Origin of the sequence: Sphingomonas yantingensis, from assembly GCF_014199325.1 — a bacterium.
GTDB classification, from domain to species: Bacteria; Pseudomonadota; Alphaproteobacteria; order Sphingomonadales; family Sphingomonadaceae; genus Sphingomonas; species Sphingomonas yantingensis.
Map to the genome: position 1 here is coordinate 423823 of NZ_JACIJJ010000003.1, position 22183 is coordinate 446005.

23 protein-coding genes are annotated in these 22183 nt (G+C 68.6%); 11 read left to right on the plus strand and 12 right to left on the minus strand.

Annotated features, from left to right (window positions below; all coding sequences use genetic code 11):
- Positions 1-18: 18 nt before the first annotated feature.
- Together FHR19_RS11990 and FHR19_RS11995 are read right to left on the minus strand one after the other, a co-directional pair.
- Entirely contained in the window at positions 19-1125 is a 1107-nt protein-coding gene (locus FHR19_RS11990; RefSeq protein WP_184028979.1) for an FAD-dependent oxidoreductase, read from the minus strand.
- Positions 1125-2066 (minus strand): alpha/beta fold hydrolase, encoded by a 942-nt coding sequence (locus FHR19_RS11995; RefSeq protein WP_184028641.1) that lies wholly within the window; start codon positions 2064-2066, stop codon positions 1125-1127. Before FHR19_RS11995 ends, FHR19_RS11990 begins: the two co-directional genes overlap by 1 nt.
- A 66-nt stretch (positions 2067-2132) precedes the next feature.
- Here FHR19_RS11995 and FHR19_RS12000 point away from each other — a divergent pair, with 66 nt between their 5' ends.
- The 8 genes from FHR19_RS12000 to FHR19_RS12035 all read left to right on the plus strand — a co-directional run bounded on the left by FHR19_RS12000 (position 2133) and on the right by FHR19_RS12035 (position 9889).
- A complete protein-coding gene (locus tag FHR19_RS12000; protein ID WP_343053252.1) occupies positions 2133-2585 on the plus strand; it encodes an A24 family peptidase in 453 nt (150 codons plus the stop codon).
- Positions 2586-2635: 50 nt separating this feature from the next.
- Entirely contained in the window at positions 2636-3685 is a 1050-nt protein-coding gene (cpaB, locus tag FHR19_RS12005; RefSeq protein ID WP_184028645.1) for a Flp pilus assembly protein CpaB, read from the plus strand.
- A 17-nt stretch (positions 3686-3702) separates the two neighbouring features.
- Positions 3703-5316, plus strand: coding sequence for a type II and III secretion system protein family protein (locus FHR19_RS12010; protein ID WP_184028981.1), 1614 nt, complete (start codon positions 3703-3705; stop codon positions 5314-5316).
- Between the two features lie 11 nt (positions 5317-5327).
- Positions 5328-5963, plus strand: coding sequence for a CpaD family pilus assembly lipoprotein (locus FHR19_RS12015; RefSeq protein WP_246359478.1), 636 nt, complete (start codon positions 5328-5330; stop codon positions 5961-5963).
- A 1-nt stretch (position 5964) separates the two neighbouring features.
- Complete coding sequence (locus tag FHR19_RS12020; RefSeq protein WP_184028649.1) at positions 5965-7245, plus strand: CpaE/TadZ family protein; 1281 nt, start codon at positions 5965-5967, stop codon at positions 7243-7245.
- A gap of 64 nt (positions 7246-7309) precedes the next feature.
- Complete coding sequence (locus FHR19_RS12025; protein ID WP_184028651.1) at positions 7310-8275, plus strand: type II secretion system F family protein; 966 nt, start codon at positions 7310-7312, stop codon at positions 8273-8275.
- Position 8276: 1 nt separating this feature from the next.
- Entirely contained in the window at positions 8277-9272 is a 996-nt protein-coding gene (locus tag FHR19_RS12030; protein WP_184028653.1) for a type II secretion system F family protein, read from the plus strand.
- Between the two features lie 65 nt (positions 9273-9337).
- Positions 9338-9889 carry a hypothetical protein gene (locus FHR19_RS12035; RefSeq protein ID WP_184029003.1) on the plus strand — a complete coding sequence of 184 codons (552 nt, stop codon included), beginning with the start codon at positions 9338-9340 and terminating at the stop codon, positions 9887-9889.
- Positions 9890-10126: 237 nt separating this feature from the next.
- On the opposite strand, the gene FHR19_RS12040 is transcribed toward FHR19_RS12035, so the two are convergent.
- The 4 genes from FHR19_RS12040 to hflK form a co-directional block, all read right to left on the minus strand.
- On the minus strand, positions 10127-11791 hold the full coding sequence (locus tag FHR19_RS12040) for a helicase HerA-like domain-containing protein (RefSeq protein ID WP_184028655.1): 1665 nt from the start codon (positions 11789-11791) through the stop codon (positions 10127-10129).
- A 60-nt stretch (positions 11792-11851) separates the two neighbouring features.
- Positions 11852-13378, minus strand: a complete 1527-nt coding sequence (locus FHR19_RS12045) for a trypsin-like peptidase domain-containing protein (RefSeq protein ID WP_184028657.1) — start codon at positions 13376-13378, stop codon at positions 11852-11854.
- A gap of 122 nt (positions 13379-13500) precedes the next feature.
- The gene (gene hflC / locus FHR19_RS12050) at positions 13501-14382 is read right to left on the minus strand and encodes a protease modulator HflC (RefSeq protein WP_184028660.1); all 882 of its coding nucleotides are present in this window, start codon (positions 14380-14382) and stop codon (positions 13501-13503) included.
- Complete coding sequence (hflK, locus tag FHR19_RS12055; protein WP_184028663.1) at positions 14382-15533, minus strand: protease modulator HflK; 1152 nt, start codon at positions 15531-15533, stop codon at positions 14382-14384. The genes hflC and hflK overlap by 1 nt, the downstream gene beginning before the upstream one ends.
- Positions 15534-15604: 71 nt before the next feature.
- Between hflK and FHR19_RS12060 the strand changes: the two genes are divergently transcribed.
- The gene (locus FHR19_RS12060; RefSeq protein WP_184028666.1) at positions 15605-16549 is read left to right on the plus strand and encodes an Mrp/NBP35 family ATP-binding protein; all 945 of its coding nucleotides are present in this window, start codon (positions 15605-15607) and stop codon (positions 16547-16549) included.
- Between the two features lie 4 nt (positions 16550-16553).
- Positions 16554-16985: a CoA-binding protein gene (locus FHR19_RS12065; protein ID WP_184028669.1), complete on the plus strand. Its 432-nt coding sequence runs from the start codon at positions 16554-16556 to the stop codon at positions 16983-16985.
- Between the two features lie 12 nt (positions 16986-16997).
- On the opposite strand, the gene FHR19_RS17865 is transcribed toward FHR19_RS12065, so the two are convergent.
- The 6 genes from FHR19_RS17865 to FHR19_RS12090 all read right to left on the minus strand — a co-directional run bounded on the left by FHR19_RS17865 (position 16998) and on the right by FHR19_RS12090 (position 21580).
- On the minus strand, positions 16998-17126 hold the full coding sequence (locus tag FHR19_RS17865) for a hypothetical protein (protein ID WP_281375692.1): 129 nt from the start codon (positions 17124-17126) through the stop codon (positions 16998-17000).
- A 272-nt stretch (positions 17127-17398) separates the two neighbouring features.
- On the minus strand, positions 17399-18460 hold the full coding sequence (locus FHR19_RS12070; RefSeq protein ID WP_184028671.1) for a GGDEF domain-containing protein: 1062 nt from the start codon (positions 18458-18460) through the stop codon (positions 17399-17401).
- A gap of 110 nt (positions 18461-18570) precedes the next feature.
- A complete protein-coding gene (locus FHR19_RS12075) occupies positions 18571-19110 on the minus strand; it encodes a peroxiredoxin (RefSeq protein WP_184028674.1) in 540 nt (179 codons plus the stop codon).
- Between the two features lie 55 nt (positions 19111-19165).
- Positions 19166-20236 carry a phospholipase A gene (locus FHR19_RS12080; RefSeq protein WP_184028676.1) on the minus strand — a complete coding sequence of 357 codons (1071 nt, stop codon included), beginning with the start codon at positions 20234-20236 and terminating at the stop codon, positions 19166-19168.
- A 47-nt stretch (positions 20237-20283) separates the two neighbouring features.
- Positions 20284-20904: a YbhB/YbcL family Raf kinase inhibitor-like protein gene (locus FHR19_RS12085; RefSeq protein WP_184028678.1), complete on the minus strand. Its 621-nt coding sequence runs from the start codon at positions 20902-20904 to the stop codon at positions 20284-20286.
- A gap of 1 nt (position 20905) precedes the next feature.
- Positions 20906-21580: a glutathione S-transferase family protein gene (locus tag FHR19_RS12090; protein ID WP_184028680.1), complete on the minus strand. Its 675-nt coding sequence runs from the start codon at positions 21578-21580 to the stop codon at positions 20906-20908.
- Between the two features lie 44 nt (positions 21581-21624).
- Between FHR19_RS12090 and FHR19_RS12095 the strand changes: the two genes are divergently transcribed.
- Positions 21625-22182 (plus strand): hypothetical protein, encoded by a 558-nt coding sequence (locus tag FHR19_RS12095; protein ID WP_184028682.1) that lies wholly within the window; start codon positions 21625-21627, stop codon positions 22180-22182.
- Position 22183: the final 1 nt, after the last annotated feature.

Consider the following 22183-nt stretch of genomic DNA (forward strand, 5'->3'; position numbering starts at 1 on the left):
TCTAGCGCGGCCGCGCGGTCAACGGAAGCGGTCGGGGGCGTAGCGGACCGGATCGACGTCGGAGAGCCAGTCGGGGGTCGCCGTGCCGGTCAGCAGCGACGCGGCGAGCGACGCGGCGGCGGGTGCGGTCTGGATGCCGAAGCCGCCCTGCCCCGCGAACCAGAAGAACCCCTGTGCCGCGGGATCGAAGCCATAGACGGGCAGCCGGTCGGGCGCGAAGCTTCTCAACCCTGCCCAGCGCCGCTCGACGGCCTCGACCCGCCAGTCGACTGCTCCCTCGAACCGATCGATCGCGACGGCCACATCCAGCTCCTCGGGCGCCACGTCGCGCGGCTCGTCGGGCACTTCGTCATGCGGCGACAGCCAGACCCGCCCGCCCGCCTCTGGCTTGAAGTAGAAGCGGTCGGCACCGTCACGCACCAGCGGCAGGTCGGCGGCCATGCCGGGATCGGTGCGAAGCTGCACCATTGTCCGGCGCAGCGGCGCGATACCGATCGCGGCCACCCCCGCCGCCTCGGCCACGCGATCCGCCCACGCACCGCCCGCATCGACGAGAACCCCCGCCGCGAACTGACCCGCACGCGTATGGAGCGCCCAGCCGCCACCCTCACGCGCCGCCGCCTCCAGCACGGCACCCGTGACGATCGTTACCCCGCGCCGCCGGGCCAGCGCCAGATACGCGCCGTGCAGCCGGCCCACATCGATGTCCATGCAGGTCGGCTCATAGACCGCCTGCACCCAGTCGGGCCGTAACCCCGGCAGCATGGCATGCGGGTCGACCCGCTCGAGCGCGACGCCCGTATCGGCGAACTCGGCAATAAAGGCGTCGAGCGCCGCGGTGTCGCCCTCCCGCCCGATGAACAATTCGCCGCGGGGCTTGAGGAAGCTTTCGCCGCCCAACTCCTCAGGCGGGTCGGTCAGGATTGGGCCCGAGGCCGTGGTCAGCGGCTGGACGCCCGGCCCGCCATAGGTCTCCGACCAGAACGCCGCCGACCGGCCGGTGGCGTGATAGCCCGGCTGGTCCTCCGCCTCGAGCAGCAGGACGCGGGCATGTGCCGCCGCTTCAGCCGCCAAGCTCGCGCCGGCGATGCCGCCGCCGACCACCGCAATGTCGTAGGCTGAAATCAACGAGGGGCCTTTTCGTCGAGGAAACCGTCGATTGCCGCCAGTGCACGGTCGCGCACCGGATCGGCCTCGCGCAGCAGCTCGTGCGCCGCCTCGCGCCCGAAGGCAAGGGTGCGGGCCTCGGGTAGGCGCGCGATCAGCGCCTTTGCCGCCTTCGCATCCACCAGCCCGTCGGCCTCGGCGATCAGGCCCAGCACCGGCACCTGCATCGTCGCGACGCGCGCATCCTCGCGCAGCATCCGCGTCTCGGCAAAAGCGTCGGCGACCCACGCCCAGCTCGGCGGACCGGTCATCAGCCTGGGGTCCGCCTGCTGCCAGAAGATCTCGTCGGCATAGCGGTCGGGATCGTGCGTCAGCAGACTCTCGCGCGTCTCCGTCGTCGCCGGCCGCTCGTTCCCCTTCCATGCCGGGCGCGCTGGATCGCCAAGGCCACGCATCAGCCGCGCCAGCCGCTCGGCCAGCCGGGACGGAATCGCGCCCTTCAGCCCCAGCATCGGCGCCACCAGCACCGCCGCCGCCGGATCGACCGCGTCGTCGACCAGACTGCGCAGCGCCAGGAACCCGCCCATCGAGTGGCCGATCAGGACGTGCGGCCCCGGCGTCGCCGTGCGCCACTCGCTCCAGAAGGCGCGCAAATCCGCATGGAACAGCCCGAACCGCTCGACATGCCCGCAATGCGGATGCGGGCCGCAGCGCCCCGACCCGCCCTGCCCCCGCCAGTCGAAGCTGGTGACGTTCCAGCCGCGGGCGTGCCAGTGATGGAACGCCTCGAGATATTTCTCGAACACGTCGCCGCGCCCGCCCTGGAACAGGATCGACCCGCGGGCCGCGCCCGCCGCCGGCCAGTCGAAGCGGCGATGGACCCAGCCATCGGCCGCGCGCCACTCGCCGATGACGGCGCCCGCCGGATAGGCGCGGCGCAAACTCAACTGTCCTGCCATCCGCGATGGTTACGATTTGGCAAGCCATGTCGTCTAGGCCTGTCGCTCATGGGGGTAGGCTTTGCCTTGATATTGCCGGCGGCGCTGCTGTGCCTGCTCGTCGCAGCGGGCATTGAGGACGTGCGCCGGCGCGAGATCGCCAACTGGAAGAACGGCGCGATCGCGCTGCTCGCGCCGGTCTGGTGGTGGGCGACGGGCATGACGCCCTGGCCCGACATGGCGATCCAGTTCGGCATCGCCGCGGCGATCTTCGCGATCTTCGTCGGATTGTGGGTGCTCAACCTGATCGGCGGCGGCGACGTCAAGTTGATCGGGGCGCTGGCATTGTGGGTGCCGCTGGCGCCGATGATCTCGATGCTGATCCTCATGTCGGTCATCGGCGGCGTCATTGCGGCGCTTCTTCTGATCGAGCGCAAATGGCGCCGCGATCCTGCGGCACCGCAAGTTCCTTATGGTGTGGCGATTGCCTGTTCGGCGCTGCTCACCTTTCACGAACCACTCCTTAACCATTTTCGGTGACTGGTTAGCTTCCAGGAAACCGGGCCCGAATCGGAAAGGCCAATCGCGTCATGGATGCACGGAAGATCATTCTGCTGGTGGGAGCGCTCATCGTCGCGGCGATCACCGCTGTCATGGCGCGTAGCCTGTTCATGGGTACGCCGGCGCCCACCGCCACCGCCCAGCCCGCCCCGCCGGTCCCGACCGGCCCGAAGGTGATGGTCGCGACCAAGGCGCTGCCGGTCGGCACGATCATCAGCCCGGACATGGTCAAGTTCCAGCCCTGGCCCGAAGAGCTGATCGAGAACGCCTATTTCGTCGAGGGGCAGAAGTTCGACCCGAAGATGGTGATGGGTACGGTCGTCCGCTTCCAAGTGCCCGCCGGCCAGCCGGTGACGCAGGGCAATCTGGTGAAGCCCGGCGATCGAGGCTTCCTGGCCGCCGCGCTCGGCGCCGGCATGCGCGCCGTGACGGTGCCGGTGAACGCCCAGTCGGCGGTCGCGGGCTTCGTCTTTCCGGGTGACCGCGTCGACCTCATCCTCACCCAGTCGGTGACGGGTGGCGGCGACGGACCGCCGCTCAAGGCCTCGGAGACGGTGCTGCGCAACCTGCGCGTGCTCGCCACCGACCAGCGCGCCGACAAGCAGACCGACGACAAGGGCAACACCGTCGTCAACACCTATTCGACCGTCACGCTCGAAGTGACGCCGCGCATCGCCGAGAAGATCTCGGTCGCGCAGCAGGTCGGCTCGCTCTCGCTGTCGCTGCGCTCGATCGCCGACAACGCTTCCGACCTCGAGGAAGCGATCGCATCGGGCGAGGTCAACGTGCCCGAGGGCAATGACCCGAACGCCGAAAAGGCGATGCTCGCCCGCGTCGCCGCCCGCCCCATCGAGGGCAAGGCAACCTATTCCACCGGTGCCGACGTGTCGCGCTTCCAGCGCGCCACCGTGCCCGGCCGCAGCGCCAGCACCGGCGGCATCAATGCCGGCCCCGCGCCGCAGATCGCCGCCACGGGCGGCAGCTTTCCGGGGGCACCGGCCCCGGTCGTGACAGGTCCGGTGGTCAGGGTTTCGCGCGGCACGGCTGTGACCGCGGTCGAAGTTGGGGGGAAGAAGTGACCATCGCCACCAAGCCAATGAAGCGGGTGCTGTCCGCGCTCTGCCTCGCGACCGCGCCGCTCGCGCTCGCCGCGGGCGCCGCGCCCGCCGCCGCGCAGAGCGTCAGCGCGCCGGAGGGCACGCTCCAGCTCGCCACCGGCCGCGGCCGCCTGGTGACGGTGCGCGAGCCGATCAGCGACGTGTTCGTCGCCGCCGACGGCATCGCCGACGTGACCGTGCGCTCGCCCACCCAGTTTTGGGTGTTCGGCAAGGCGCCGGGCGAGACGACGGTCTATGCAGTGACCAAGGGGGGCAAGGTCGCCTATTCGTCGAACCTGCGCGTCGGCGACAATATCGACCAGATCGGGATGATGCTGCGCACGGCGATGCCCGATGCCAACATCACGACGACACCGATGAACGGCCTGATGCTGCTGACCGGTACCGTCGCCAATCCCGCCGACGCGGCGGAGGCGGAGCGGCTGGCGCAGGCGTTCGTGGGCGAGAAGACCAAGGTCGTCTCGCGCCTACGCACCGCCACGCCGCTTCAGGTCAATCTTCAGGTCAAGATTGCTGAGGTGAGCCGCAGCTTCCTCAAGAATATCGGCGCGAACCTGAAGACCCGCGACACGACGGGCGGCTTCCAGTTCAACGTCGCTTCCGGCCGAGATTTTGGCAAGATCGGAAGCGCTGACGTGTCGAACTTCCCGCGGCTTGACGCCTCATCGCTATATGGCTTTCCAGCGGGCACACTCCAACTGCCGTTCGATACGCGCCGCGGCCAGTTCGTGCTGCCGGGGACCGGCAGTTCGTACGACTTCACGGGTTTGAAGGGCAGCGCGCAGACCGCCCTCGGCCTCGCGGGCAAGCTGGCGGGCGTCGACATCCTCGGCGCGATCGATCTCGGCGAGACGATCGGCCAGGTCACGACGCTGGCGCAGCCCAACCTGACCGCGCTGTCGGGCGAGACGGCCTCGTTCCTCGTCGGCGGCGAAGTGCCGCTGGTGACGCAGAGCGGGCTCGGCGCGACCAACGTCCAGTACAAGCAGTACGGCGTCAGCCTCGCCTACACGCCCACGGTGCTGGCCGACGGCCGCATCTCGCTGCGCGTCCGGCCGGAGGTGTCGCAGCTGTCGGCCGCGGGCGCGGTCGTCGTCCAGGGTACGCAGATCCCGGCGCTCACCACGCGGCGCGCGGAGACGACGATCGAGCTCGGCTCCGGCCAGAGCTTCATGATCGCCGGCCTGCTGCGCAACGACCATGACAACCAGATCGAAAAGGCCCCAGGCCTCGGCGATCTGCCCGTCCTCGGCGCGCTGTTCCGCTCCAACGGCTTTCGTCGTCAGGAAACCGAGCTCGTCATCGTCGTGACGCCGTATCTGGTGAAGCCGGTCGATGCCAACACGATCGCGCTGCCCACCGACGGCTACAAGACGCCGAGCGATGTCGAGCGGGTGCTGCTCGGCCAGCTCGAAAGCGTGACCTCGGGCGGCGACCGGCGGGTGAAGCCGTCGATGGCACCGGCCCCGGCGGCTGCGCCCTCGGTCGGGATCGCCAGCCCGGCGCCCACCGCCGCCGCGCCGATCCAGCCGGTCCGCCGGACCACGGACAAGAAGGCCAAGGGCGCCGCCGCCCCCGGCTTCAGCAATTGAGGATGCGACCCATGCGCCTTTCCACCGCCGCCATCCTGATCGCCGCTACGGCGCTTGGCGGATGCTCGGGCACGAAGAACCGGGGCCTCGATTCGGTTCACCAGCCGGTCGTCAGCCGAGCCGACTATGCACTCGACATGGGCGTGGGCGGTGACGGCCTGGCGCCGGGCGAGCGCGAGCGGCTGGCCGGCTGGCTCGGCGCGCTCGGCGCCGGCTATGGCGACCGGATCGCGATCGACGACGGCGGCAATCCCGATGGCCGCGTGCGCGAGGATGTCGCCGCCGTCGCCGGCCGCCAGAACCTGATTCTGACCGAGGGCGCGCCCGTCACCCCCGGCGCGCTGGCGCCCGGCACGGTCCGCGTCGTGGTGACGCGCACCAGCGCCGCGGTGCCCGGCTGCCCCGATCACACGCGCACCTACCAGCCCAACTTCGGCGCGCACACCTCATCCGATTTCGGCTGCGGCGTGAACAGCAACCTGGCCGCGATGGTCGCCCAGCCGGAGGATCTGATCCGCGGCCGCAACGGCAGCGCGCTGGTCGATCCGCTGACCGCGACCAAGCCGGTACAGGCACTGCGCGACCGCAAGACCGCGGTGGAGGGCCAGCTTCAGGCCGCCCGCACCAGCCAGACGGGAGCGCAGTGACATGAACGCACCCTGGAACCCCGCCCGCGCCGGTACGCGCGAGCCGTTCGTTGCCTTCGTCTGTGACGAGAACTCGGCCGAGACGATGCGCCAGGTGGCCAGTGAACAGGGCTGGGCCGCCGAAAAGGTCAACAAGGGCGGGCTTCGCAACGCCGTCCAGACGCTGTCGGTGTCGGCCAGCCCGATCATCCTGTTCGTCGACCTGTCCGAAAGCGGCGACCCGCTGAACGACATCAACGCGCTGGCCGAGGTCTGCGAGCCGGGCACGATCGTCATCGCCTGTGGTCAGGTCAACGACGTGCGCCTCTATCGCGACCTCGTCGCCAGCGGCATCCACGACTACCTGCTGAAGCCGCTCAATCCCGACAGCCTGCGCGAAACCTTCGCACAGGCGCACGCCGCGCTTAACGCGCCCAAGCCGAGCGAAGCAACGGTCGAGCGGGCGCATTGCGCCGTTGCGATCGTCGGCACGCGCGGCGGCGTCGGAGCCTCCACGCTCGCCACATCGCTGGCATGGCTGATGAGCGACAAGGGTGGCCGGTCGACCGCGCTGCTCGACCTTGATGTGCATTTTGGCACCGGCGCGCTGGCGCTCGATCTGGAGCCTGGCCGCGGCCTGACCGACGCGATCGAGAATCCCAGCCGTATCGACGGGCTGTTCATCGAACGCGCGATGGTCCGCGCGTCCGAGAAGCTGGCCGTGCTGTCGGCCGAGGCGCCGATCCATTCGCCGGTGATGACCGACGGCAGCGCCTTCTATCAGCTTCAGGAAGAGCTGCGGTCGGCGTTCGAATGCACCGTCGTCGACCTGCCCCGCGCAATGCTGGTCCAGTTTCCGCATCTCCTGAGCGAGATCCAGGCAGTGGTGATCGCGACCGAGTTCACGCTTGCCGCCGCGCGCGACGCGATCCGGCTCTTGTCGTGGTTCAAGTCGAACGCCCCGCACGTGCAGGTCATTCTCGTCGCCAACCGGGTGCCCCCGGCCGCCAGCCTCGAGATCACGCGCAAGGACTTCGAAAGCTCGATCGAGCGCAAGGTCGATTTTGTCATCGGCTACGACCAGAAGCTGTGTGCGCAGGCCGCCAAGCTCGGCAAGCCGATCGCCGAAACCGGCAAGGGATCGAAGACCGTGGCACCGCTGGGCGACCTGTCGCGTACGCTGCTGGCGATCGGCGATGCCGCCGCCGACGGCGATGCGCCGGTGAAGGCCAAGAAGGCCTCTTCGGGCGGCTCGCTCATGTCGAAGCTGACCGCGAAGCTGCCGATCAGGGCGAAGAAGTGAAACCGCGCCGCCCCGACCGTTCGGGGCGCCGCATGACGGATGGGAGGCGACCATCGGCCCCGAGATGATGCCGGTTTTGATGCTGGTGATGGGCATGGTGCTCATGCTCGGCATGGTCGCATTTGCCTTTGCCGGTCCCTCGACCGCCAAGGCGAGCAACCGCCGCCTTGCCCAACTTCGCGAACGCCATAGCGGTCTGGACGGGGTGATGGAGGCGCAGATGCGCCGCATCGCCACCGCCAAGGCGACGCGCATGGACCGGGCGTTCACGCGCGTCCTGCCCAATCCGGCCCAGCTTGCGAAGCGGCTCGCCATGACGGGCAAGAACTGGACGGTGAGCCAATACGGCCTTGCCAGTGCCGGCCTGTTCGCGGTGGTGACGCTGGGCGCGTGGCTCAAGGGTTTTCCCTTCATCCTAGCGCTGTGCTTCGGCGTCTTCGTCGGCGCGTTCGTGCCCCATTTCGTCGTCGGCAAGACGATCAAGCGCCGGATCGCCAAGTTCACCGCCAAGTTCCCCGACGCGATCGAACTGCTGGTCCGCGGCCTGCGCTCGGGCCTGCCGATTACCGAGACGATGGGCGTCGTGGGTCAGGAAGTGCCCGGTCCGGTGGGCGAGGAGTTCCGCGCGGTCAGCGACAAGATGAAGATCGGCCGCACGCTCGACGCCGCGCTCCAGGAGACGGCCGAGCGGCTCGGCACGCCCGAGTTCCAGTTCTTCGTCATCACCATCGCGATCCAGCGCGAGACGGGCGGCAACCTTGCCGAAACGCTCGCCAACCTGGCCGACGTGCTGCGCAAGCGCGGGCAGATGAAGCTGAAGATCAAGGCGATGTCGTCGGAGTCCAAGGCGTCGGCGTATATCGTCGGGTCGCTGCCCTTCATCGTCTTCGGGCTGATCTGGTTCATCAACGGCAACTACATGCAGCGCTTCTTCATTGACGAGCGGCTGATCGTCGCGGGTCTGGGCGGCATGGTGTGGATGGGCATCGGCGCATTCATCATGGCCAAGATGATTGATTTCGAGATCTGATATGCCAACCGCAAACGGCCCCATGCTCCTCGGCTTCGACGTCTACCTGATCGCTACGCTGCTGTCGGCAGTCGCGGCGCTGGCGACGATCATGGCGATCTATGCCGCGGTCAGCATCCGCGATCCGATGGCCAAGCGCGTCAAGGCGCTGAACGACCGGCGCGAACAGCTCAAGGCGGGCATCACCGCCTCGACCAGCAAGCGGCGCGCGAAGCTCGTGCAGAAGAACGACACGGCCGACAAGATGCGCGACTTCCTTTCGTCGCTGAAGGTGCTTCAGGACGAGCAGCTCAAGGTCGCGCAGCGCAAGCTTCTCCAGGCGGGCATCCGGTCGAAGGACTGGGCCGTCGCGGTCATCTTCGGCCGGCTGGTCATGCCGATCGTACTCGGCGGGCCGATGCTCTACTGGGTCTACGGCACCGACGGGTTCGCCGACTGGTCGCCGCTCAAGGCCTATGGCCTCGTCGCGATGACGTTCATCGGCGCGTACAAGGCGCCCGACCTCTACCTTCAGAACAAGATCAAGAAGCGGTCGGATGCGATCCGCAAGGGCCTGCCCGACGCGCTCGACCTGCTCGTCATCTGTGCCGAAGCGGGCCTGACCGTCGATGCCGCCTTCCACCGCGTCGCGCGCGAGCTCGGCCGGGCCTATCCCGAACTCGGCGAGGAATTCTCGCTCACCGCGATCGAATTGGGGTTCCTCACCGACCGGCGCCAGGCGTTCGAGAACCTCGCCACGCGCGTCGACCTCGATGCAGTGAAGGGCGTCGTCACGACGATGATCCAGACTGAGAAATACGGCACCCCCCTCGCCTCGGCGCTGCGCGTGCTTTCGGCCGAGTTCCGCAACGAGCGGATGATGCGCGCCGAGGAAAAGGCCGCTCGCCTGCCGGCGATCATGACGGTGCCGCTGATCCTGTTCATCCTGCCGACTTTGTTCGTCGTCATCCTCGGCCCTGCGGCCTGCGACATCAACGACGCGCTGCTCAAGGGATAGCATCGACATTTCAGGGAACGGCGCGCGGGCCGCGCCGTTCTGCCCCCGTAACAGGAGGCGATTTGATGCTGTTTTCCACCCCCACCCAGTTCGCGGTGCTCGCGCTGTGCCTCGTCGCCGGCTGGCTGTTCGGTCTCGCCAGCCATCCCGGCGGCAAGAAGTGGAAGGAGCGCTACCGGACGCAGGAAGCCGAGTTCAAGACGACGCGCGAGGGCCTGACGACGCGCGACGCGCGGATCAAGGAGCTGGAGCGGGAGCGGGAGCGGGACGAGGCGCTGCGTCACCGCGGCACCGCGCCCGCCACGACCGCGGCGGTCGGCACCGCGGCGGCCGCGACCGCCGCCAGCAGCTCGACCTCGCGCGGCGGCGGTTTCTTCGGCTGGGGCCGCGACAACCTGTCGCGCATCCACGGCATTGACGAGCCGACCGAACAGGCGCTGCGGGCCGAGGGCATCAAGACCTATGCGGCGATCGAGGCGCTCAAGCCGGCTGACGAGGCCGCGCTCGAGGATCGCCTGGGCTTCGGGCGCGGTCGCATCGCGCAGCAGCAGTGGCGCGAGCAGGCGGCGATGCTCCGCGAGGGGCATGACGACGAACATTCTCGTCGCTGGGCGTGAATTGCAGGGTCGCTGTGTCCACCCAACGCCCGCCCGTCATCTCAGCGAAGGCTGGAATAGCCAGGGTTGCAGTGCTTCGCTTTAACTGACAGCGGCCCCAGCCTTCGCTCGGGTGACGAAAGCAGGAAGAAGCGGGACCCCGGATCAAGTCCGGGGTGACCAAGCGGGCGAGGGTAACGTCTCCCAACCCACCACGTCATCCCGGGCCCGACCCGGGATCCCGCTTCTTCTTCTCACCTATCCCTTGAACAAGCCCCCGAGCACGCCGCGAAGCAGCTTGGCGCCGATCCCGCCGCCGCCGCGGCTGGATCCGAACACCGCCTTGGTTACCTCGTTCGCGACGGTGCGCCCCACCGCGGAAGAGGCCGATCGCGTGGCCGACGTAACCGCCTTATTCCACGGCGAGTTCGCCGCCTCGCGCTCCGCGGCCCGCTGGGCCTTTTCGGCCTCCCGCGTGGCGCGATCCGCCTCGCGCTGCGCGGCCAAGCGTGCCCGCTCGTTCTCCTTGGCAAACCGCGCGGCTTCCTTCGCCTCGGCAGCCTTGGCCTTTTCGTCGTCGGCCGCGGACTTTGCCTGCTGCGCGGCCGCCGCCGCTTCGCCCGCCTTGGCCGCGAGCAGTTCCTCGGCGGATTCCCGGTCGATGCGCGTGTCGTATTTCGTGCCGACGGCATCGGTCTGGACCAGCACCCCGCGCTCGACCGGCGTTACCGGCCCGACACGGCTGCGCGGCGGCTTGATGAGCGTGCGCGACACCGGCGACGGCGCGCCATCGGGCTGGAGCAGCGAGACCAGCGCCTCGCCCACCTTGAGCTCGGTGATGACGGTCGCCACGTCGACATCGGGGTTGGCGCGAAACGTCTCCGCCGCAGATCGCACCGCCTTCTCGTCGCGCGGCGTGAAGGCACGCAGCGCGTGCTGGACACGGTTGCCGAGCTGCCCCGCCACGGTCTCGGGAATGTCGATCGGATTCTGCGTGACGAAATAGACGCCGACGCCCTTCGACCGGATCAGCCGCACCACCTGCTCGACCTTTTCGAGCAAGGCCGGCGGGGCGTCGTCGAACAGCAGATGCGCCTCGTCGAAGAAAAATACGAGTTTGGGTTTGTCGGGATCGCCCACTTCGGGCAGCGTCTCGAACAGTTCGGACAGCAGCCACAGCAGGAAGCTGGCATAGAGCCGCGGGCTGGCCATCAGCTTGTCGGCGGCGAGGATGTTGACCATGCCGCGGCCGCTATCGTCGAGGGTCATGAAATCGGCGATGTCGAGCGCCGGTTCGCCGAAGAAATGCTCGCCCCCCTGCCCGCGTAGCTGGAGCAGCTGGCGCTGGATAGCGCCAACGCTGGCCTTGCTGACATTGCCGTAGGTGGTCGAAATCTCGTCCGCCCGGTTCGCGCATTCGGCGAGCATCGCCTGGAGGTCGTCGAGATCGAGGAGCAGCAGCCCCTCTTCGTCCGCCAGATGGAACGCGATCGAGAGCACGCCCTCCTGCGTGTCGTTCAGCCCCATCAGACGGGCGAGCAGCAGCGGCCCCATCTCGCTGACGGTGGTGCGGATCGGATGCCCCTGCTCGCTGAACAGGTCCCAGAACTGCACGGGACACTCGCGATACGACCAGCCCGTATCGCCGACCTCCGCCGCGCGTTCGGCGAAGACGGCATGGGTCTTGGCCTGGGGAGAACCAGCCATGGCGAGGCCGGACAGATCGCCCTTCACGTCGGCGACGAAGACGGGGACGCCGGCGTCGGAGAACCCCTCGACCAGCCCTTGCAGCGTCACCGTCTTGCCGGTGCCGGTCGCGCCGGCGATCAGGCCGTGGCGGTTGGCGCGCTTGAGGACGAGCGCTTGGCGGTCGGCGCCGCCCGGCCCCGAACCGATGAAGATCGAACCGCCGACATCCGCCATTCCTGCCACTCCTGACCGTTTGGCACAGGGATAGGCGGAAATGGCGGACTAGTCAGCAGATCAGTTGTTGTTCGCGGTCAGCGACAGCGCAAGATAGCGAGCGACACCGCGGCGCTGCATCTGGATCACGACCGACGGGCGACGGGCGGCCCGGGCGGCCGCTACCTGACGCTGGAAGTCGGCTGCGGTCAGCACCGGCTGCCCCCCGACCGCGGTGATGACATCGCCGCGCTGAAGGCCCTTGGTCGCCGCATCGCTCGACGGATCGACCGCCGCGATGACGAGGCCGCGAACCGTGGCGTCGACGCCGATCGACCGGGCGATCTGCGGCGTCAGCGGCTGGACGGTCAGGCCGAGCGTCGCCGCGCCCGAGGGGACTGTCGGACCCGGATTGTCGCTCGGCGTCTGGTTCTGGTCGTCCATCTGGAAGCCGGCCAGTTCCTCGTCCGACGGGCGAGTGCCCACGGTCGCGGTGACGCTGACACGGCGACCGTCGCGGATCAGCTCGATCGGGATGCGCGTGCCCGGCGCCGCGTTCGCGACGAGGTAGCTGAGCGAGTTGTCGGGATCGACGTCGCGGTTGTTCACCTTGACGATGACGTCACCTTGACGGATGCCCGCCTTCTCGGCGGCCTGCCCGGGCGAGACCCCGGCGATCAGCTCGCCCTTGTTCCGATCGATACCGAGGCCCGCGGCAAGATCGTCGTCGATCGGCTGGATTTGGACGCCCAGATAGCCGCGCTGCGGCGCACGGCCCTTCATCAGCGTGTCGACGATCGGCTTGGCCTGCTCGGCCGGGATCGCGAAGCCGATGCCGACATTGCCGCCGGTGGGCGACAGGATCTGCGAATTGATGCCGATGACGTTGCCCTGCATGTCGAACAGCGGGCCGCCCGAGTTACCCCGATTGATCGAGGCATCGGTCTGGATGAAGCGGTCGAACGCGCCGCCCCCGGTCACGCGGTTGACCGACGAGATGATGCCCGCCGTCACCGACCCGCCAAGGCCGAACGGATTGCCGATCGCGACCACCCAGTCGCCGACACGAGCCGCGCCCGAATTGCCGAAACGGACATAGGGGAAGGTCGCCCCCTCGATCTTGAGGACGGCTAGGTCCGAGGTCGGATCGCGGCCCACCACCTTGGCCGTGAACTCGCGCCGGTCGGCCAGCGTCACCTTGACCGATTCGACCGTTGCGTTCGGCGAGCCGGCCGAAATGACGTGGTTGTTGGTGACGACATAGCCGTCGGCCGAGATGAGGAAGCCCGAGCCGAGCGACTGCCCCTCCTGCGTGCGCGGACGGCCACCGCCGCCCTGCTGGCCGAAGAACTGCTCGAACGGCGTGCCCGCGAACGGGTTCGACGGCACCGTCACGCGCTGCGTCGTGGAGATGTTGACGACCGCGGGCTGAAGCTTCGCCACCATGTCGGCAAAGCTCATCGGCGCGCCGGCGCGCGGGGCGGCGGCGTTGATCGCGCCCGGCTCGTTCTGCGCGGTCTGCGCGGAAATGGCCGACGGCTGGACGGCGAGGGTGGCGGCGGCGCCGCCGAGGAGGAGCGCACTGGTGATCGCGTAGGCGTAACGCACGAAATCAGGTTCCTTCCAGACTGTGGTTTACAAGTGTTTTCGCAAACCGATGCTGAACTGCATTTGAATATGAACGGACGGTCAGTTTGCCTGACTCATCCCAACCCGCTTTGGTTCCGCCCTTAGTTTCCCCGGCCGCCGCGCGTGAAAGCGCGAAGATAGTCGTTCTGCGGCGACAGGATGATCGACGTGCCGCCGCGCTCGCCATCCCCGTCCGCGCCGAAGCTGTAGCGATAGGACTGCATCGCGCGGTAGAAGTCGTAGAACTCGGCGTCCTTGCCGAAGCTGGCGGCATAGACGCGCGCGGCCTCTGCATCGGCATTGGCGCGGATGATCTGCGCCTCTTTCAGGCCCTGCGCCTCGATCGTCAGCGCTTCCTGACGGCGGGCGGTCGCCATCCGGCGCAGCGCCGATTCGAGCGGGCTGCCGGTCGGCAGATCGGCCTTGCGAATGCGCACATCGACGATCTCGGCGCCGTACTGGCGCGCGACGCGGTCGAGCGCGACCTGGATATTGTCCATCACCTGCCCGCGCTCGGGGCTGAGCAGCGTCGCGAACTGGCGCTTGCCAAGCTCGTTGCGCAGCGCCGACGAGAGCAGCGGCTGAAGCTGGCTCGCCACCCGTTCCTCGGTATTCGCGGTCGAGCCGGTCGAGATCACCGCCTGAAGCGGGTTGACGACGCGGAACCGCGCAAAGGCATCGACCTCGAGCCGCAGCTGATCGGTCGACAGCACCGGCTGGTTGTCGAGCTCGATGTCGAGCACGCGCTTGTCGATCCAGACCATGCGGTCGAGGAACGGGATCTTGGCGATGATGCCTGCGCCCGTCCGCCCGAACTGCTCGCGCGGTTGGTACTGGTTGATGAGCGAGATCGGCTTCTGGAAACGCAGGATCACCGCCTGCTTGGTTTCCGGAACGATCGCGAAGGTGTTGGCAAGAATGACGACGAGCGCCAGCAGGAAGATGCCGATCGCCATCGGATTACGGAACAGGCGGGCGTTCATCACTGGGCTCCCTGCGTGGCGACGGGCGTCTGCGGCTGGGCGGGTTCCTGCGCCGCGGGGGGCGTCGGCTCGCGCTTGCGCCCGGACGCTTCGGGCAGCGGCAGGTACGGGGTCACGCCCGGTGCCTCCACGATCGTCTTGTTGGACTTGGCGAGGACAGCCTCCATCGTCTCATAATAGAGTCGGCGGCGCGTCACTTCGGGCGCCTGGCGATACTGTTCGTAGATCTTGTCGAAGGACGCGGCCTCACCCTGCGCGCGTGCGACGATCTGTTGGGCATAGGCGCGTGCCTGGTTGATGTTGGCCTGCGCCTGCTGCTGCGACGCGCTCACCGCCTTGAAATCCTCGTCCACCTGTTGCGGGGCGACTGCCTGCTTGATCGCGACGCCGAGCACGCGGACGCCCGAATTATATTCGTCGAGGATCGTCTGCATCCGCTGCTGCACGTCCGCCTCAATATTGGTGCGGCCGGCGCCGATCGCCTGGTTGAGCGTCGCGCTGGCGACCGCGGCGCGCATCGAGCTTTCGGCCACCGCGCGCACCGTGTCGCGCGGGTTGGCGAGCTGAAACGCGTAATCCTCGGCGTTCTGAATGTTCCAGCGCACCGAATAGGCGAGGTCGACGATGTTCTGATCCTCGGTCAGCATCAGATTCTCGGTCGAGCCCTGCGGGAAGTCCTCGGGCCGGGCCTCCTGCACGTCAACCTTCTGCACCGTCGCGATCGGCGCAGGCAGCGTCACCTGGATACCCGGATTGAGCGTCGTCGAATAGCGGCCGAACACTGACACCACGCCCTTCTCGTTGGGCGCGATCGAATGGAACGAGGTGAAGGCGATCCAGAGCAGCACCAGCAGCCCGACCGCGATCAGCCAGACATTCTGGCCGCCGGGAATGCGGAAATTGCCGCCGCCGGGAAAGCCGCCGCCCCCGCCGCCGCCACGCGCACGCTTCAGGAATTCGTCGAGCGACGTCGCATTGGGCTTGGGCCGGCGGCCTTCGGGCGGGAACGCCCAGGGGTTGCGCGGGCCGCCATCGCCGCCGCCATTTCCGCCCCCGCTGCCGGAGCCGCCGCCACCACTGCCCCACGGGCCCTTGGGATTGTCGTTTCGAAGTACGCGGCCGCGGCCCATCCAGCCCATCCATCCTGTCATGCTGATCTTTATAAGGGGCCGCGCGCCGATTAACAGTGGCGCGAAAGGGCGTATTCCCTAGATGGGCGCGCATGGACCCCAAGGAACAACTCGACGCCCTGCTCGCCCCTCTCGCGGCCGGCCGCGCCGTGGTGCGCGTAGACGGCGCCCGCGCCAGCATCATCCTCGACGTCAGCGGCCTGTCGGAGCCCGCGCGCGAGACGCTGTCCGCCGAGATCGAGACCGCCGCCCGCACCGTGCCGGGGATCGACGCGGTCCGCGTCGCGCAGACCAGCCAGCGCACCACGCGCCGCCTGATCGCGGTCGCCAGCGGCAAGGGCGGCGTCGGCAAGTCGACGGTCTCCACCAACCTCGCCGCTGCGCTCGCGGCGACGGGGCGGCGTGTCGGCATGGTCGATGCCGATATCTACGGCCCATCGCAGCCCCGCCTGCTGGGGGTCGAGGGCGTGAAGCCCGAAGCGCGCGACAACAAGCTCCTGCCCGTGCCCACCGCGGCGGGCGTGCCGCTGCTGTCGGTGGGCCAGCTCGTCGGGCCGGATAAGGCGCTGGCCTGGCGCGGACCGATGGCGACCAATGCGCTCAACCAGTTGATCGAGGGCGACTGGGCGGGCACCGACACGATCGTCGTCGACATGCCGCCGGGCACCGGCGACGTGCAGTTGACGATGATCCAGAAGCACAAGCCGGCCGGCGTCGTCATCGTCTCGACCCCGCAGGACCTCGCGCTGATCGACGCGCGCCGCGCAATCGACCTGTTCCGCCAGACCGGCGTCCCCGTGATTGGCCTGGTCGAGAACATGGCCGGCTATGCCTGTCCGCATTGCGGCGAGGTGTCCGACCCATTCGGCACGGGCGGGGCGGAGGCGGCGGCGGCGGCGATGGGCATCCCGTTCCTCGGCCGCGTGCCGCTCGCCATGGCGATCCGCGAGGCGTCGGACGCGGGGAACGTGGGCCAGCGCGCGGCGTTCGAGGGGATCGCGGCCCGCGTGGCCGACTGGATCGACAGCCAGGGATAGCCTCATGCCGCTCACCGCCGACGACGACATCCGCGCGCTGCTCGAGGACGCGCGCACGATCGCGATGGTGGGAGCGAGCGACCGGCCCGACCGCCCGAGCTACGGGGTGATGGCGACGCTTCAGAAGCACGGCTACCGCGTAATCCCGGTCAATCCGGCGATCACCGGCGAGCATGTGCACGGCGAGTTCGTGTTCCGCGAGCTGGCTCAGCTCGGCGATCCGATCGATATCGTCGATATCTTCCGCCGGTCCGAGGCCGCGGGCGAGGTCGTCGATCAGGCGATCGCGGCGGGCGCCAAGGCGGTCTGGATGCAGCTCGGCGTCGTGAACGAGGCCGCGGCGGCGCGGGCCGAGGCGGCGGGCCTCAAGGTCGTGATGGATCGCTGTCCCGCGATCGAGCTCCGGCGGCTGAACATCGCGCCGGTCGCCGGATAAGGCGGCGCCGGGTCAGCCGATCAGGCCGGTCCCGGCACCGAGGAAGAGGATCAGCGCCGTCGCGAAAAAGGACATGGCGCCGATCCTGAGGCTTTCGATCATCGCATCCGGTCGCTTGCCGGTGCGGCTGCCGGCGATCACGCGAAATGGACGGCGGGCGAGGAAGCCGCGACCAGCACCGCTGTGAAGAAGAACGCGCCGACGAGCGAGACGACCGAGTTCTGAAGCGAGGAAAGACGAAGCGCCATGGTGAAAACTCCCTGATCTTCGGTCTGCCGGACGATCCGGCGCCGATGCCAAGGGTGTTTGCAGGGGGCGTGCCAACTCGCAAAAAGCACGGAAAACCGGGCTTTTCAATTTTCAGTTTTGCCGAATTGGTTGTTTGCGCAGATCCAGTTGGCGCAAGGCGCCAATCAGTCGTGGATATCGCCATCCGAAAAGATGCAGTCGCGGCCAGCGGCCTTTGCGGCATAGAGCAGCGCATCGGCACGCTCGAACACCTGCTCCAGCCGTTCGGCGCTCGCCGCGGCGCTGATCCCGGTCGAAAAGGTCACGACGCCGATGATCTCGTCGCTTTCCCGGACGCGCAGCCGCTTGCGCGAGATGCCCTGCCGCGCCTCATCGATCGTCGCCACCGCCTGTGCGATGCTGCCGTCGAACAGGACGGCGAACTCTTCGCCGCCATAGCGCGCGACGAAATGGCCCTGGCATGCCTCCGCCAGCGTCGCGGCGATTGCGCGCAGCACCCGGTCGCCCACCGCATGGCCGAAGCGGTCGTTGACCGCCTTGAAATGGTCGACGTCGCAGACCGCGACGCACGGACTGCCGCCCGCGGCGATCCGGTCGGCAAAGGCTTCCTCGAACGCGCGGCGGTTGGGCAGGCCCGTCAGCGGATCGCTGAGCGCATCGCCGCGCGCTTCCTCGAGCGCCTGACGCAGTTCCTCGGCCTCCGATCGCGCGGCCTCCAGCCGCTGTTCGGCCTCGCGCACGCGGTCGATCATCGCGCTGGTGATCCGCGCGACATCGTCGACGAACAGGCGCGACGGACCCTGCTCGACGCGGCTGCGCTCGATGGCATCGGCACTGGCGATCAGGTCGCGGCCGAAGTCGCGCGCATGGCTGTGCATGCGAACCACGACGTCGGCAAAGCCGGCCATCTGCGTCTGCGCCCGCGCGGCGAGGATCTCGGCAGGGTCCGGGCCATCTGCCGCCGAACGCGCGGCATCGGCGCCCTGCTCGATGCGCAGCCCCAGTTCGTCGATGTCCCGCTGGCTTAGCCGCACGCCGCCGTCGGTGCGATCGGCGATCGCCTTTGCCACCGCGCTCGCCGGCTCTGTAAGCACGGCATAGGCGAGCGCGAAATTGGCGGGCGTGGGCGACAGCGCCTGCGCGAACAGAAAGTCGCCGATCCGCGCGAACAAGGCGCGCGAATCGGTGCCGCCTTGGGCGCCGGGCAGATGCTCGAGCGGCGGCATTCTCTGTGGCATGGCTCCCCCGACGACCCGGACCCCTTCCGGTTCGACACGACTAGATGCCTAGTCTGTAATGCCTAACAACCCGTCAGCGAAAGCCCGAAAACCGCGGATCAGCGTGCCTTCAGCGCCTTTACCGCCGCCAGCGTCTGACGCACGTGATCGACCGGGCTCATGTCGCTGTGAACAAAGGCGACCTTGCCGTCGCGGGCGATGACATAGCTCGTCCGATCGCTCATCGGGCGCGGCATGCCCGCGCGGTCGAGGAGCACGTCATACTGCTTGAGGAGCGCCGGGGTCGCGCTGGCGACGGGGAACTTGCCCGCACAATGCTCGGTCGAGAACTTCTGGAGTTGCGGCACCGCGTCCGCTGACATGCCGATCACCTGCGCGCCGGCCGTGCGGAACTGCGGCACCGCCTCGGCAAAGGCCTTGGCCTCGGCATTGCAGCCCGAGGTGAAGGCCGCCGGGAAGAAGTAGAGGACAACCGGCCCCTTCTTCAGTTGCTGGGCCAGGTTCACGCGGAACACCTTGCCGGCGAGCGCGCCCTGCGTCGTGAAGTCGGGCGCCTTGACGCCCGGCGCCAGCGCGGCGGCGGCGGGCAGCGCAAACAGGGCGGCGGCGGCGATGGCGGCGGTGCGGATAATGCGCATGGTCGATCTCTCCCAGATTTGGCGCGACGCTACGCCCGCCCGCGACCCTTGTCGATTACCGGCTAAGGGCGATCCCGAACCGAGCGTGCGTGTTGCGACGATTATAATCGTCCAGCGCCTCGCCATAGCCGGTGAACACCTGCCCGAAGGCATGGAGGCCAAGGCCCCAGCCGAGCTGCGCCAGTGGATAGGAAGCGAACAGCTCCCCCGCCCCGCGCCCCGTCCCCGGATTGCCGCGCGCGGTCAGTTGCAGCTTGAGGCCGTCGGTGCGCCCGATTGCGGCACCCACTTGCCCATAACCCAGATACCGCTCGATATCGCCCGCCACGCCTTGACCGCCGACATAGAACCAGATCTGCGGCGTCACCTCTGCATACCAGTCGTCGCCGAGGTCGAACTTGCGCGTCACGCGGGCATAGATGCGGTTGACGTCGATCGACCCGACGCTCCCCCGCCCGTTTGAGTCGTGCGCATAGCCGACCGCGGCGACGGCATCCTGCGTCAGCGGCACTTCGTAGAAGACCTCCGGACTGTAGTTGGTCGAAACGAACGGGCCGGAGGGCAGGTCGATCCGCCAGAACATCGTCTGCGTGTACGCGAAGCGCAGGCCGTTGAGCGCGCCGTTGGTCTCGAACGGCTGGAAGGCGAAGCTGAACTGCAGCTTCGCGCCGGCGTCGTTCAGACCGAAGACGCCGTAGGTCGGGCGATAGGGCGTGAAGCGCGAGGCGATGGCCGAGGCGGTGCCGGCGGAGCCCAGCACTTCCTGCTCGCGCGACGCCTCGATCGCCTCCGCGGCTTCGGCAATGGGGGTGGCGGGCGGCGGCGGCGCGGCCTCGGCCACCGCGACGTCGGCCAGTCGATAGCGCGCCCGGGCAAAGCCGCCGGCAGGGACCGGCAACAGCGCCGGGCCGTCGCGGTTCAGCCTCAGGCGGCTGCCGTCCGCGGCGGTCACCTCGATCGTGTCGGGCGCACGCGGGTCGGCGGGTGCCGGCCCCTCATTGGGAAAGAACACGTCCACACCGCCGCGCGCCGCCTCGGCCGAGGCGGGCTGCTGCGGCACGGGGACGATCTGCGCCGCGGCGGGTGCTGCGGCGAGGATGGCGGGCAGGATCAGGAAGGAACGCATCGCGGGAATTAGCCTTGCACGCACATGTGACGGTTTGAGGTGGCGGGTCAGCCGGCCGCCGGCACCGCGGCGGTTGCCGGCCCCACCGGCTTCTCCTCACCGCGCGAATAGGTGCCGGTCAGCACCCCCGCGGCAAGCACGCGCCCGCTCATCGCCTTGAGCATCGCCGAGCGACTGGGATTGCGCTTGAGGTCGGGTCCTTCGCCCAGCGCGAAAAGCTGGAAGGCGTAGTGGTGGACGCCGTGGCCGGTCGGCGGATCGGGCGGCAGCCAGCCTTCCGCCAGATAGCTGTTGCGGCCGACATCGCCGCCCTCCCCGCCCTCGCCATCGGCGACGATCGCGCCTTCCTTCAGCTCGCCGTCACCGGCGGGCAGGTCCCAGACGACCGCATGGACCAGCGGCGACGGCGTCGGCGCGTCGGCATCCTCGACCAGCAGCGCGAGGCGCACGGCTTCGGCGGGCACACCCGTCCAGAACAGCGGCGGCGACACCCCTTCGCCATCGGCGGTGAACCGCTCAGGCAGCCGCGCGCCGTTGGCAAAGGCGGGGCTGGCGAGATTGAGCGACGCGAAACTCCCCAGCCCCGGCTGGACGATCGCCAATTTCTCCTCGCCTGCGCGCAGGCCCTTCAGCGCCTTGCCCAGCCAGCCGGGGACGTGTTCGAGCATGTCAGTGGTCCAGCTTTTCATAGTCGGCGTGCGGCGCGATCACTTCCATCCGCTCGGCGAGCAGCGGGCGGAACGACGGGCGGCTCTTCATGCCCAGATACCAGCGCTTGGACTGCTCATGGCTTTTCCAGTCGATCCCGCCGAGATAGTCGGCGACCGAAATCTGCGCCGCGGCGGCGAGATCGGCAAGGCTGATGGTCGATCCCGCCAGCCACTGGCGATGGTCGAGCAGGTAATCGACATAATCGAGATGCGCGACCGCCGCCTTCATTGCCTCGCGCAGGCGACCTGAATCCGGCGAGGTGCGCAGGACAAGGCGCTTCTCCATGCGCTCGGTCAGCAGCGGGCGCGTGATGTCGCGATAAAAGTGAACGTCGAACCACGTCACCAGCCGGCGGATCTCGGCGCGGTCGGCGGCGGTACCGTTGATCATCGCCGCCTTGTCGACGGTTTCCTCGAAATATTCGCAGATCGCCATCGAATCGATCATCGGGCGACCGGGCTTTTCGGCATTCACCATCACCGGCGTCTCGCCCGCCGGGTTCATGTCGAGGAACTCGTCGCGCCGCAGCCAGGGCGATTCGCGCACCGGCTCGTACCCCACCCCCTTCTCGGCCAGCAGCAGGCGGACCTTGCGCGAGAAGGGGCAGAGCGGGAACTGGTAGAGAAGCCACATGCCCGTCTGTTATCGGGGCCGTCACCCAAGGGGAAGAGGCGAGCGTGGAAAGCATCATCTGGTTGTCGGGCGCGTGGCTCGTCTCGCGCTGGCGACCTCACGACGACTTGGCGTGGGCCGCGGGGACGCTGCTCGCCTGCGTGGCGGGCACCACCCTGCCCGATCTCGACTTCGCGCTGATGCTCGCCCACCGGAGCGCGCTGACGCACAGCGTGCTGCCGATCGTCCTGCTGGCGGCACGGCGCGGCGGGCGGGCGATCGCACCCGGCCTCGCGATCGGGATCGGCATCCATCTGGCCGCCGACTGCTTTCCCAATGCGATGCGCGGCTATGCGATGATCAAGCTGCCGCTCGCCGGGTCGATCGGGCGCGACGCGTCCTATCTGTGGCTGGCGGCCAACGCGCTTGCGGCGATGGCAACCGGCATCTTCTGGCTGCCGCGCCCGATCGCCTTCGGCTGGCGGATCGCGTCGCTGATCGGTTGTGCGGGGATCGGCGCGGCGTATCTGTTCGTCACCGATGGCGGCTGGCCGGCGCTGTCGATCTTCGGCCTCGCCGGATGGCTGGCGGTGCGCCGGCGAAGGGCCGCGCGCACCGCCTGAC